13 protein-coding genes, 1 tRNA gene and 1 riboswitch are annotated in these 12,456 nt (G+C 41.2%); of the genes, 7 read left to right on the top strand and 7 right to left on the bottom strand.

The window, feature by feature from the left end:
* Nucleotides 1–79: 79 nt before the first annotated feature.
* Nucleotides 80–181, top strand: a riboswitch (TPP riboswitch).
* Between the two features lie 98 nt (nucleotides 182–279).
* The gene (gene thiT, locus GPS65_RS17820) at nucleotides 280–855 is read left to right on the top strand and encodes an energy-coupled thiamine transporter ThiT (protein WP_012011009.1); all 576 of its coding nucleotides are present in this window, start codon (nucleotides 280–282) and stop codon (nucleotides 853–855) included.
* Between the two features lie 240 nt (nucleotides 856–1,095).
* Here thiT and GPS65_RS17830 read toward each other — a convergent pair whose 3' ends face one another.
* Complete coding sequence (locus tag GPS65_RS17830; protein ID WP_088002053.1) at nucleotides 1,096–1,650, bottom strand: GNAT family N-acetyltransferase; 555 nt, start codon at nucleotides 1,648–1,650, stop codon at nucleotides 1,096–1,098.
* A gap of 168 nt (nucleotides 1,651–1,818) precedes the next feature.
* Here GPS65_RS17830 and GPS65_RS17835 point away from each other — a divergent pair, with 168 nt between their 5' ends.
* From GPS65_RS17835 to ftsW, 3 genes are read left to right on the top strand one after another with little or no spacing between them, the layout of a single operon-like run.
* Entirely contained in the window at nucleotides 1,819–2,454 is a 636-nt protein-coding gene (locus GPS65_RS17835) for a DUF1232 domain-containing protein (RefSeq protein ID WP_119125278.1), read from the top strand.
* Between the two features lie 14 nt (nucleotides 2,455–2,468).
* On the top strand, nucleotides 2,469–3,623 hold the full coding sequence (gene rodA, locus GPS65_RS17840; protein ID WP_119125279.1) for a rod shape-determining protein RodA: 1,155 nt from the start codon (nucleotides 2,469–2,471) through the stop codon (nucleotides 3,621–3,623).
* Between the two features lie 2 nt (nucleotides 3,624–3,625).
* Complete coding sequence (gene ftsW, locus GPS65_RS17845; protein WP_119125716.1) at nucleotides 3,626–4,762, top strand: putative lipid II flippase FtsW; 1,137 nt, start codon at nucleotides 3,626–3,628, stop codon at nucleotides 4,760–4,762.
* A gap of 29 nt (nucleotides 4,763–4,791) precedes the next feature.
* Here ftsW and GPS65_RS17850 read toward each other — a convergent pair whose 3' ends face one another.
* Nucleotides 4,792–6,339: a flotillin lipid rafts scaffold protein FloT gene (locus GPS65_RS17850; protein WP_119125280.1), complete on the bottom strand. Its 1,548-nt coding sequence runs from the start codon at nucleotides 6,337–6,339 to the stop codon at nucleotides 4,792–4,794.
* An 11-nt stretch (nucleotides 6,340–6,350) separates the two neighbouring features.
* A complete protein-coding gene (locus GPS65_RS17855; protein ID WP_012011014.1) occupies nucleotides 6,351–6,881 on the bottom strand; it encodes an NfeD family membrane protein in 531 nt (176 codons plus the stop codon).
* Between the two features lie 204 nt (nucleotides 6,882–7,085).
* Here GPS65_RS17855 and GPS65_RS17860 point away from each other — a divergent pair, with 204 nt between their 5' ends.
* Nucleotides 7,086–7,565 (top strand): DinB family protein, encoded by a 480-nt coding sequence (locus GPS65_RS17860; protein ID WP_003213650.1) that lies wholly within the window; start codon nucleotides 7,086–7,088, stop codon nucleotides 7,563–7,565.
* A gap of 39 nt (nucleotides 7,566–7,604) precedes the next feature.
* Here the strand turns inward: GPS65_RS17860 and GPS65_RS17865 are convergent, their stop codons facing one another.
* Together GPS65_RS17865 and betB are read right to left on the bottom strand one after the other, a co-directional pair.
* Nucleotides 7,605–8,813: a choline dehydrogenase gene (locus GPS65_RS17865; RefSeq protein WP_012011016.1), complete on the bottom strand. Its 1,209-nt coding sequence runs from the start codon at nucleotides 8,811–8,813 to the stop codon at nucleotides 7,605–7,607.
* Between the two features lie 27 nt (nucleotides 8,814–8,840).
* The gene (gene betB / locus GPS65_RS17870; RefSeq protein WP_012011017.1) at nucleotides 8,841–10,310 is read right to left on the bottom strand and encodes a betaine-aldehyde dehydrogenase; all 1,470 of its coding nucleotides are present in this window, start codon (nucleotides 10,308–10,310) and stop codon (nucleotides 8,841–8,843) included.
* Between the two features lie 207 nt (nucleotides 10,311–10,517).
* Here betB and cudC point away from each other — a divergent pair, with 207 nt between their 5' ends.
* Nucleotides 10,518–11,075 carry a transcriptional regulator GbsR gene (cudC, locus tag GPS65_RS17875; RefSeq protein ID WP_012011018.1) on the top strand — a complete coding sequence of 186 codons (558 nt, stop codon included), beginning with the start codon at nucleotides 10,518–10,520 and terminating at the stop codon, nucleotides 11,073–11,075.
* A gap of 72 nt (nucleotides 11,076–11,147) precedes the next feature.
* Nucleotides 11,148–11,220 (top strand) — tRNA-Ala (locus tag GPS65_RS17880).
* 54 nt (nucleotides 11,221–11,274) lie between these two features.
* Here GPS65_RS17880 and GPS65_RS17885 read toward each other — a convergent pair.
* Together GPS65_RS17885 and GPS65_RS17890 are read right to left on the bottom strand one after the other, a co-directional pair.
* Complete coding sequence (locus tag GPS65_RS17885; protein ID WP_012011019.1) at nucleotides 11,275–11,463, bottom strand: hypothetical protein; 189 nt, start codon at nucleotides 11,461–11,463, stop codon at nucleotides 11,275–11,277.
* A 114-nt stretch (nucleotides 11,464–11,577) separates the two neighbouring features.
* Nucleotides 11,578–12,402: a peptidoglycan-binding protein gene (locus tag GPS65_RS17890; RefSeq protein WP_012011020.1), complete on the bottom strand. Its 825-nt coding sequence runs from the start codon at nucleotides 12,400–12,402 to the stop codon at nucleotides 11,578–11,580.
* Nucleotides 12,403–12,456: the final 54 nt, after the last annotated feature.

The raw sequence follows: 12,456 nt of genomic DNA on the forward strand, positions 1-12,456 counted from the left end.
ATACAAAAATCGATTGTCACAGGAATTCTCTATTGTTGATCTAGAAGGTCTTTAGTATATTTATAATAGAAGAAAACTAAATAACCGCAGGGGGAGCTTTGTGCTGAGAGTGAACACTTGTTGTTCTGACCCTTTGAACCTGTCAGTTAATACTGAAGTAGGAATGTGGATTCATTTGAATACATATGGTGTATTCAACTCGATATGTTTTTCTATGAATAACATACTCATCCTTACACGGTCTCTCCTTGCTCAATTCATGAAAAGGGAGATTTTTTTATGCAGCAATCAAACCAATTGGTACGACTGATGGAAATCGCAATTATGACTTCACTTGCACTTGTATTAGATTACTTATCAGGTCTCTTTTTAAGAATGCCGAATGGCGGATCTCTTGCGCTGATTATGATCCCCGTCATTCTTATGTCTATTAGATGGGGAATATCAACCGGGTTTATCATTGGCGTGCTTATTGCAGGCCTTCAGCTAATGAATGGCCCTATTATCGCTACACCAGTTCAAGGATTCCTCGATTATTTCGTCGCATCTGTTGTCATTTCCCTAAGCGGCCTATTTGCTGGATTGATTAAAAAAGCCATTCAGGATCAAAAGCGAAAGCAGCAATTCTTCTATATTACTTTATCCGTATTTGTTGCAAGTTTCTTCAGACTGTTGACATTCTTTATTTCTGGTGTTGTTTTCTTTTCTCAGTATGCACCAAAAGGAACGCCAGGTTGGGTTTACTCTTTAATTTATAACAGCACATATATGGTTCCTTCATTTATTATTTGCAGTATCGTTCTTTGCATACTCATACCAAGTGCATCTCGTTTGGTTTTTCCTCACAAAAAATAACTGGCTGATTTCAGCTGGTTATTTTTTTATGCATAAATTGCCGCTCTATGGAATCTATTAATAGTAGAAGATTTCATGTTGGAGGTACATCAATGAACCCTTACTCCATTATGCTGTGCTGTTATATTCTCAGTCTTGCTTATTTTTTGGCAGGTTTCTATGAAGCTTTAAAGATAGCAGGAATAAAAGGAAAAGTAGAAGCTTCTCCTCTTATCTCTTATATGTTGCTAGCGGTGCTTTTCACATTTTTCTCTCATTATTATTGGAAGCTGACGATTTAATTCGGTGTAGATGGTCATTTAATACAGGTAGCTCCCACCCGTACCCTATTTCATCATGCTTCTCGCCAGCCAGCTCGAACTGGCTGGTAACGACAAAATGAGGTTGAAGCTTTTGATAAAAATGCTTTGCCGAGTTTTGTTCAAATACCCACAGTAGTATATTTTGATACCCTTTCTCTATTAAATAACGCACTCCTTCTGCAATTAAAGCAATTCCTGCTCCTGATCTCTGTTTCTTTTGCAATAAATAGATCGCGTAAAGTTCTCCATCATATGTTGGATACCTCTCATCACGTTGTTTTCCAAAAGAAGCAAAACCAAATACCCCCTCGGCATCTTCTGCGACAAACGTCCCTTCAAGTGACATTCTTCTCCAGCTCTCTTCTCGCTCTTCTATTTTTAAACCATCCAAATAATCCTGATTGATAATACCTTGATAAGTCGTCTGCCAGCTCTTCACATGTATTTCGGCGATTTTAGGAATATCTTGTTGTACAGCATGTCTCACCTTCATCCGCGCCACTCCTTCTCATTTTTTCACCATATCTTTATTATGATAAATTCCTATTTCCTAAAATTCAACCAGTAAAGGATATCCGTTGACATTTTGTCAACACACCTTTATATTGAGTACGACTTCTTCTATAGAAGAGTTGATACATCATACAAAGGATGGCGTAAAATGGATTCTAAAACAACTGAGCTTGGGACTCTTTTAATGGAAAGATTGCAACAACGTTCTTTATCTTTAAGAGAGCTCAGCACATACACAGAAATTGATAAAGCGACACTGTCTCGAATCATGAACGGAAAAAGAAAACCAACTTTGAATCATCTGCAGCGGCTTTCAGATTCTCTCAACCTATCATTAGATCAACTATTAGCTGCTGCTGGGTTTCCAATCAAAAACGAAAAGGTACATAGTGATACGTTCATCCAAGCGGTAGAAGAGATCGAAACAACACTGAAAGATCAGGAGGTCTATGACGGTACATTTAGTCAGACGAAATTGAAACAAAAGCTAAACGAATATGAGACCTATAGCCAAACAAACGAGGGAAAAGAAACGATCTCGGCAAAGTTTGAGAAAAAGATGGAGACGCTAAACGGCATCGGACCATTCCTTCAGCATTTGAAAGACATGTACAGCTTATTCATGACCGGACGAGGTACTTCTCGAGAATTAATGCTGATGGGGGGCGCGCTCCTTTATTTCATTATGCCTGTTGATTTAATACCAGATTATATTTTTCCGATCGGCTACATTGATGATGCTGCGGCTGTGAAAATCGTCATAGACCAGCTGACAAATAGGTAACAGGAAAAGAAGCTATGAAAAAACAGTACAGCATTGACTTCATCCTTTTACTCACTGTCATTTGTTTCTTTGTCATCAGCCTGATAGCTGTATATAGCGGATCGGGGCAGTATGAAACGCAGGATATGTTTTATTTCGTCAAAAGACAAATCTTCTGGTATATCGTCGGCTTTGGTCTCATGGCCATAGCTGCATACTTTGATTATGAATTGCTTGAGCGTTTATCTTTTCGGTTATTTGCAGGTGGTATTTTTCTCATTATTCTTGTGCACTTTTTTGGAACGAGTCAAAACGGTTCGCAAAGGTGGATCAGCTTCGGTTCAATCAAAGTTCAGCCATCAGAGTTCATGAAAATTTTTATGATCTTGCTTCTAGCGGCTGTGCTGAACCAATACAAGCATCAGCGATTCTCGTTTAAAGAAAGTATCATTCCTACAAGTAAAGTCGTTTGCTGGACCGTTGTTCCTTTTTTCCTCATTTTAGTTCAGCCTGATTTAGGGACAGCGCTCGTCGTATTATCTATCGCCTTTACACTAATGCTTGTTTCAGGGATTTCTAGCAAGATGATGGCCGCATTAACGGCTTCTTTTCTGGCATTTCTTTCATTTTTGGTCTACTTACACAACGAACATTTTGAGCATTTCACAAAAATCATTAAGCCACATCAGCTTGATCGCATTTATGGCTGGCTCTCTCCCGATGAATTTGATTCAACATACGGGTATCAGCTGAAACAATCGATGCTCGGTATTGGATCAGGTCAATTATCAGGAAGCGGTTTTACAAAGGGGCATCAAGTACAAGGCGGTAATATCCCTGAAGCGCATACGGATTTTATCTTTGCCGTCATTGGTGAGGAGTTTGGTTTTATCGGCGCCTCCCTTTTAATGTGTTTGTACTTGATGATGATTTACCGAATTATTCATGTGGCTATGCACGCGAATACGCTTTATGGTTTGTACATATGTGCGGGTGTCGTTGGACTGATCGTGTTTCAAGTTTTCCAAAACGTAGGAATGACAATTGGATTAATGCCTGTAACAGGACTCGCGCTTCCTTTTATCAGCTATGGAGGCAGTGCGCTACTCACTAACATGATTGCCATTGGCCTCGTGTTTAGTGTCAATATCAGATCATCATCCTATATGTTCGGAGACAATTGGAATTGAAGATGGTAACATTTTTTCTATCTCATCTCAAAAGAGTCGACCTCGTTCTTGTTGGAACAATTGCGTTCCTCTGTTTATTTGGTTTACTGATGGTGTACAGTGCTAGTTATCCTTTAGGAGAAGTGAAGTATGAGAAAGGCAGCTATTTCTTTATTAAACAATGGCAATGGCTCCTGATTGGAGGATTCTTTTTCTTCATTGCTGCTCTTTTCCCTTATCAGATTTATCGTAAATGGATCAAGTGGCTTGTCATGCTGTCATTGCTATGTCTCATTCTAGTTCTGCTTCCTGGAATCGGTGTTGTGAAAAACAATTCTCAGCGATGGATTCAGCTGGGCTCTCTTATGCTCCAACCTTCTGAAGCTGTGAAACTAGTGATGGTGATTTATTTTGCCTATGTGTACGCGAAAAAACAGGCGTACATTACCTCTTTTAAAAGAGGTGTAATGCCGCCACTGATCCTTTTAAGTTTTGTTTTTTTATTCATCTTAAAACAGCCTGATTTAGGCACAGCTGTGTCTATTTTATTAAGCTGCGGCATTATTTTATTGTGCGCTGGACTGAAAACGCGCCATCTCATTTTACTAGGATCGATTGCCGCAGCAGGCATCACTTTTTTTGCAGTGACAGCTCCATACCGTTTGAAGCGGCTGACTTCTTTTCGTGATCCTTTTCAGTATGAAGATGGAGATGGCTATCAGCTCATTCATTCGTATCTCGCCATGAATTCAGGCGGGCTGACAGGGAATGGCTTAGGAGGGAGCATTCAAAAGCTAGGCTTTCTTCCTGAAGCCCATACGGATTTTATTATGGCCATTATCAGTGAAGAGCTGGGCATCATGGGGGTGTTGATTGTGATGGGCGCATATCTACTCATCATGTATCGCGCAATGCGAATTGTGCATGCTTTACAAGACCCTTTTGGAAAACTGTTAACGATTGGGCTTACGTTTCAGATCATACTCCAAGCCGTCTTTAATTTAGGCGCTGTCTTTGGTCTTCTTCCGATCACAGGCATTCCGCTTCCCTTCATTAGTTATGGCGGCTCCTCCCTAGTGTTCATGATGATATCTGCTGGTATTCTCGTAAATCTTTCTTCATATGTAAATAGGAATCCATACTGGGCACATGCCAAATAGACACCTTCTGATGGAAGGTGTCTATGATTTTATTCTTCTATTTGAGTATCAGCGATCTCTTTTTTTCTTGGTTGTTTGATTTCATTCGTTAGTTCCTGAATGCTTTGCTTCACATTGCCTTTTCCGGAAAAGTTCTCAATAATTTCTTTGACATCAATTCCAGAGGATGCTTTCAGACTTTCTTGTAGACTGGACATGAGGTTTGTAGCATAGCCAGTGACTTTATTGGCTCCGCTACCTTCTCCGTTACCTCCCGTATCCACAACCGTAATTTTATCAATATTAGAAAGTGGTGCAGATACTTGCTTCGCATATTCAGGAAGCATTTTCACGATCATATCAAGGATCGCTGCCTGACCATACTGTTCAAATGCTTCAGCGATTTTCTCTTTCGTTTCTGCTTCCGCAAGACCTTTCAGTCTAATGACCTCTGCTTCAGTTTCCCCTTTCGCACGATCCGCTTCCGCTTTGGCAAGCCCGTCAATTCGGACTTTCTCAGCTTCTGCTTTTGCCATTGCTTCAATGCTGTATTTCTTAGCATCCGCTTCTGCAAGGCGTTTCGCTTTTTCCGCTGCAGCTGACTGCTCAACAGCATAACGGTCTGCATCTGCTTTCTTTTTCACTTCAGAATCGTATTGACGCTCACGACGCTGAATCTCTTTTTCTTCTAATTCAATTTGCTTCTGTCGTTCAATGATCTTTACTTGCATTTCTTGTTCAGTTACGTGCTGACGATTACGAGCTGTTTCAAGATCGTACGCTTGGTCGGCGCTTGCTTTTGCTGTATCTTGTTCACGTCTGAATTCTGCTCTTTTCAGCTCATTGATTTTTTCTGCTTCAGCGATTTCAGTAGCACGCTCAAGCTCAGATTTCTTCGCATCTTTATCTGCTTCTGCACGTTTGATACGTGTTTCTTTATCTGCTTCTGCTGTCGCAATATCTGCATCGCGTTTCACTTGGGCAATTCTTGGTTTACCTAGTGATTCTAAATAGCCATTTTTATCACGGACATCTTTGATGGTAAACGATACAATGACGAGGCCCATTTTTGCTAAGTCTTGAGAAGCGACACGCTGTACTTCTTGAGAAAATTTCTCTCTGTTTTTATAAATCTCTTCAACTGTCATTGACCCTAAAATGGAGCGAAGGTGTCCTTCTAGTACTTCTCTCGCTTCGTTTTCGCGGTCTTCTTTTGTTTTACCTAAAAACTGCTCGGCAGCAGTAGCAATTTCTTCAATCGATCCACCAATTTTAATGATGGCCGTTCCGTCTGCCATGACTGGTACACCTTGTTCAGTATAGACTTCAGGCGTTGAAACATCTAGCTTGCTAGATAGTAAGCTGAGCGGCTCTGCTTGTTGAAAAACAGGGAGTACAAAGGTACCTCCACCTCTTACAATCTTAATCTTGTTTCCACCTTCATCGACGTGGACATTTTTACTTCCGAGGTAACTTCCTGTGACGATTAATGCTTCATCTGGACCAGCTGTCCGGTATTTCGAAACAAATACACCAATAAGTGCAATTAAAATCACAAGCACAATTCCAATAATAATTAAAATAGTTGTTCCTGGCATAGCATTCCCTCCTAGATTTCTTCATCTGGTATAACTGATAAGACGCCTTTGTTCACTTCGACGACCAGCACCCGGGTTCCATATGGAATCTCCTCTTCGTCGAAACTGACAGCAGGCTTTGAGATTTTCCCGCTATTACTAATTAACAGCACTTCTCCAAACCCGTCTTTTGGAACAGATACAATGATCTCCCCAGTCCTTCCTTTTAAGTCGGCCTCCGTATATGAGAGAGATTCTTCAGCAGAGGAAAGCGGGACTAAGACAAAGACATTCAAACAAGTCACAAGTACCACCGCGAGGACGGCAGATAAGACTGCGCCAAGTCCACTCCCTACAATCGCTGTTTTTTCAGAGATAAATCCTCCAGCCGAGAAAAAGGTAAGAAATGCGAGGATTAATGTTGGTTGAAGGAATGGAACAGGAATCGCTTCAAACAATCCATCAAACACATCGCCGAAAAAGACGAAAACAAGTGTCAGGATTCCTGATATCATCAATATGTATAAATATAGCGTCTGAAGTGGCAGCCCAAACACATCCATCTTCCTCACCCTTTCTTCATGAAATGAATAGCCTTTGTTTCATTTAGACCATGCCCACCTCCAATGTATTCCTTCTAACAGGTAATACGAACCACTTTTGTAAAGGTTTCAAATTTCCTCACAATTCTTCAAAGGAATTCAAGGATAGCTCAAGAATGATTGTCATGTACCAGTATGTTAAAATTTGATCTTGAGGTGATGAAAATGAGTTTATTACATGATGCAAGACAAGAATTGTGGCAAGAGTTGCAAGGTTTGAACGAAGAACAATTGAATCAAAAATTATCTGATGATACTTGGAGTATTCAAGAGGTGGCAGATCATTTAAAAAAGATGGACCTCGTGGCAGCAAAACATCTAGCTGCTGAAGGAAAAAAAGCACCGATTAAAGAATATGAGCCAAAGCCGGTGGAAATGGCAGAGGATCGTTCTAGAAAAGCGACTGCGCCTAGTATTGTTGAACCTGAGCGCAAGCATGTGACACCTACACACCTAAAAGATGAGCTTGATACAGCACGTGAGCAGCTCAATCAAATTCTATCAACGTTTACTGAGGATGATTTCAAGCGTGTCATTGCACACCCTGTGTTTGAAGAATTATCTCTTAAGCAATATCTTGATTTTATCGGCGCACATGAAAAACGCCATATCCATCAAATCAAAGAAATTAAAGAACAGCTATAAGACATAAAAAGACTCCCTTTTGGGAGGCTTTTTTCATTGTTACACTGTTTTAGGTGTTAGATCAAAACAGCGAGCATAAATCCAGTTGTACGCTTTTTCGTTTAGATCTCTTGGGTTTCCAATGGTTTGCGGATCTTTCATTGCTTCTTTAGATAAGCGGTCAATCATCTCTTTTGATACACCTTGCTCTTCTAATGAAGGAACCTCTAGGTCTTCCACTAAATCATACATCCAGTTCACAGCAGCTTTGGCTGCTTCCTCTGTTGACATTCGGCTAGTATCAATACCAAATGCTTGCGCGATACGAGCAAATTTTTCGGGATACCCCTTCCAATTATACTCCATGACTGGTCCCATCATTGCTGCTACACACTGACCGTGCGCTACAGGAATCATTCCTCCGAGTGTTTGACTCATCGCGTGTGCAGCGCCAGCTGATTCGCTTCCATAAGAAAGCCCGGCAAGCATTGCGGCTTGTGCCATTCCATATCTGGCTTCTATGTCCTCACCATCGGCAAAGGCACGGCGAATATAATGAGCTGCATATTCAATGGCCATGAGCGCGACCGCATCTGTAATAGGCTGAGCAAATTTCATTGTATAGCATTCAATCGCGTGTGCAAGTGCATCAATTCCAGTCATTGCTGTCACATGAGGCGGCATGGATACATGGAGCTCTGGATCAATGACTGTGAGGTGTGCTGCAATGAGCGGGCCACCTGTGTTGAATTTGAATTCTCTTTCTTCATCTGTGATCACTGCCCACTGCGTCACTTCTGAACCTGTACCAGCCGTTGTTGGAATAGTGGTTAACGGAGGGATTCTATTTTCAAGCGGTTTTTTCCCCTCTGCTGCTTCGTAATCAAGGACTGAGCCTTCATGCGTCGCTTCTACACCGATCGCCTTTGCCGTATCCATTGAGCTTCCGCCGCCTACTGCGACTAATCCATTACAGCCTTCTTTTTCATATAACGCAGAGCCTTCATTCACTAAACGGACTGGCGGGTTTGGCTCTACTTTATCAAATAGAACGACATCGATTTGTGCTTCTTTTAATGAAGCAATGACTGGATTTACCACGCCCGCCAGGTAAATACCCGGGTCTGTTACAAGCAATACCTTTGAAACACCGTATGCTTTTACTTCTTCCCCAACATGTTTCACTGAGCCGATACCATGTTTGATGACAGTCGGAATTTCAAATGTATGGAACTTCTGCATGCTTTCAATTTTCATATTTAATGTCATATAGAATCTCCTCCAAATGTGTGATTTTTATTGAAACCAATGAACCGCTTCGGGTTTTGTATTACGATATACATGCTTCAGCTCTGTATATTCCTCGAGCCCGGTGCGTCCTAACTCACGTCCTAGACCTGATTGCTTATATCCACCCCAAGGTGCTTGAGCAAAATAAGGATGGAAATCATTGATCCAAACTGTGCCCAATCTTAATTGACGAGCGACTCTTTCGGCCTTGCTGATATCAGTAGACCACACGGCCCCTGCTAATCCATAAATCGTATCGTTTGCCAGCTCAATTACTTCTTCCTCTGTACGGAAGGATTCAACTGTCAATACTGGGCCAAAGACTTCTTCTTGGACAATCCGCATCTCTGACGTGCAGCCTGAGAAAATCGTTGGCAAGTAGAAGAACCCATTTGAAAGCTCCTCTGCGTCAGGTCTTTTTCCACCTGTTTCTAATTTGGCGCCTTCATCTAGCCCAATGCTGACGTATTTTTCTACTTTTTCTCGATGCTCAGCTGAGATGAGTGGGCCGCTTTGGGTTTCTTCATCAAAGCCGCTTCCTAGCTTGATTTTTTTCGTCCGCTTCACCAGTTCTTCTAGAAATTCATCATGAATGGATTCTTCCACTAGCAAACGTGAACCTGCTGAACATACTTGCCCTGCATGGAAAAACACAGCATTCATTGCCTGGTCAACCGCTACGTCTAAATCAGCATCTTGAAACACAATATTCGGATTCTTTCCGCCAAGCTCAAGGGCTATTTTTTTCACATTCCCGCTGGCTCCCTGCATAATTTTCTTGCCTGTTTCAATACCGCCTGTAAATGAAATCAAATCGACTTGATCATTCACAGCAAGCTCATCACCAACCGTTGCACCTGGTCCAAGGACTAGGTTTGCCACTCCTGATGGAATGCCCGCTTCTTCCATGAGTTTGAATACTTTGATCGTGGTGAGCGGTGTGATTTCACTTGGCTTTAATACGATGGTATTCCCCGCCGCAAGAGCAGGAGCGATTTTCCAGCTTGCTTGAAGCAATGGATAATTCCAAGGAGTAATTTGCCCGCATACACCAACAGCCTCCCTGACCAATTCGCTTTTCGAGTTCGGAATTGGTGATGCAATGATTTCCCCGCCATCTTTGTCAGCAAGCCCTGCATAATATTGGAACACGTTCGCAATATCGTCCATATCTGCTTTGCTTTCCTCTAATGTTTTGCCTGTATCAAGCGATTCCAATTTGGCTAGTTCATCAAGATCACGTCTAATCAATTCAGCCATCTTAAACACCATATTTCCTCTTTCAATTCCAGGCAAGTTTGCCCAGTCACCTTGATCGAAGGCTTTTCTCGCTGCTTTAATGGCGAGCTGCGCGTCATTTCTTGATCCTTCACTCACCTTCGCGATCACTTCTTGATTAAATGGATTGATGATATCCCGCGTGTCGCCGCTTTTGGCGCCAACCCATTGTCCATCTATAAATAGTGTTTGACTCATAGAAGGAACCTCCTCTGATTCTTTTTGGTAAGTTTGTTAAATAAAAATTTAACGTTTTGAACATAATTAACGTATCATGTTCAAATTTTTCTGTCAAAGGGAGATATGCTTCAATTTCTTTTGACATTTCGCATTCTTTCTTTAACATATAGTCCATAAAGATTTTTTTGAACGTACTGAATTCTCTTAATAGAAAGCAGGGACAAGATGAAAAAGCAGGAACAGCCACAAGCAGAAGAACGTATTTTAGCTGCTAAAGATCTAGTCATTGATTCAATAGCTGAAACGATGGATCTCTATGGGATTACTCGAAGTGCTGGTATTCTCTATGGGACCATGTATTTAAATGAGGAAATGACACTGGATGAAATGCGTGAAGAGCTGCAAATGAGTAAGCCTAGTATGAGTACGGGTGTCAAAAAACTGCAAGACATGAATATTGTCAAAAAGACCTTTCACCGCGGCCGAAGAAAACATAGCTTTGTTGCTGAAAAAGACTTTTTTAAGTTTTTCATGAACTTCTTTCCGCAAAAATGGGAACGAGAGGTCGAGGTGAATTTAGCGGCAATTGAAGAAGCGCAAGTGCGGCTTCAAGAGGTAGCTCACGATGATCAGTTGGAGGCACATATAAGAGAGGAAGCCCAGCAGCTCATTGAGCAGCTTGAAAGCTCAAAATCCTATTATGACTGGCTGAGACGATTAGCGAACTCTGTTCATTCAGGGGAAATCTTTGACTATATCCCAATTAATCAGAAAGAAAAATAGACAATGTGTGTGCGTTTTAAAGGTTGAATTTTATAGGAGGATTGATTATAATAAATTATGTCGTAACACATCGGGGCATTAGCTCAGCTGGGAGAGCGCTACGCTGGCAGCGTAGAGGTCAGCGGTTCGATCCCGCTATGCTCCATAACGAAAAGCCATTCTTGAGAATTCAAGGATGGTTTTTTTATGTATTTATTTCTTAAAGCTCTGATTGTTCTTTGTTTTTTCTTAAGCCTAATATTTTTATGATGCGGTACGTGATCACAGAGACATAAGCCGTGATGAGTATGATTGTGTAAGACAAAGGAAAATCGCTTGTCATACCGTGATAAATGAAATAGATGAGCAGCACTGACAGTATGATGACTTGGAACAGTTCCTTTTTCATTTTACTCTCCCCTCATGATAGTGATTTGGTCGATTATATCATAAATGATGTCATTTTTTGTTAACTATCAGCAAGGGAAAATCCATTCTCCTGCTGATAGCACTTTATGAATCATCACTTTTTCAACAATTGTTCCATTTTGTTCCTCGTCTTCGGACCGTATATACCGTCTGCCGCTAGACCATTCATGAGCTGGAACCGTTTGACCGCATTCGCCGTTTTTGGTCCATAATAGCCATCAATCCCGTTGTTTTTTGCCCCTTTGTCTGGGTAGAAATAGAGGGAGGATAAGGCTTTTTGCACGGCCGTGACTTGTGATCCTTTTGTTAAGGGCTTGGTTATTTTTAAGATGCCAGATGGCAAGATGACTGACTTTTCAGATGTACTTGTTTTAGATTTTATCGAACCATTTTCTAATAGCTTTTCAAGTGGCTTTGTCTTAATTGGCTTTTCAGAAACTTTGTTTGATAAAAATGACACCAAGAAAGGTCGTTTACCCGCTTGAAGCTGTGTTAAAGTCAAACTGCCCATCATTTCAAGGTGTGGGTAATCCTTAAAACTCTTCCAGTCTCCGCCCCACGAAAATCCTAGTGATTTCCCGATTTGCGCTACTCGGCGCCATTTCTCGTTAACTGTCCAAAGCGCTTTTTTTCCATCCGCACTTAATAGAACATAATCAATCGCTAAACCATAGTTGTGATTTGATTGACCACCTTTAGCGTTGGTGACAATCTTCCCAGGAGCGGTACGACCTTGAGCGTAAAGCTTATTTTGTTCTGCAAACGAACGGTAGCCAGAAGTAATCTGAACAAAGATACCTTCTTTGTATGCTTGTTTGATCATTTCAATTGCGCTTTCTTTTACAATCTTGTGAATGCCGGAACCCATATTTCTAATGGAACGGTCTATAAGAGTTTGCAATCCAATTTTTTCAGCCATGTTCTTTCTCCTTTGATTAGTGTATTGAATATTAAAAAAAGCCCCTGCTAAGGG

Origin of the sequence: Bacillus pumilus (assembly GCF_009937765.1) — a bacterium.
Lineage (GTDB): Bacteria > Bacillota > Bacilli > Bacillales > Bacillaceae > Bacillus > Bacillus pumilus_O.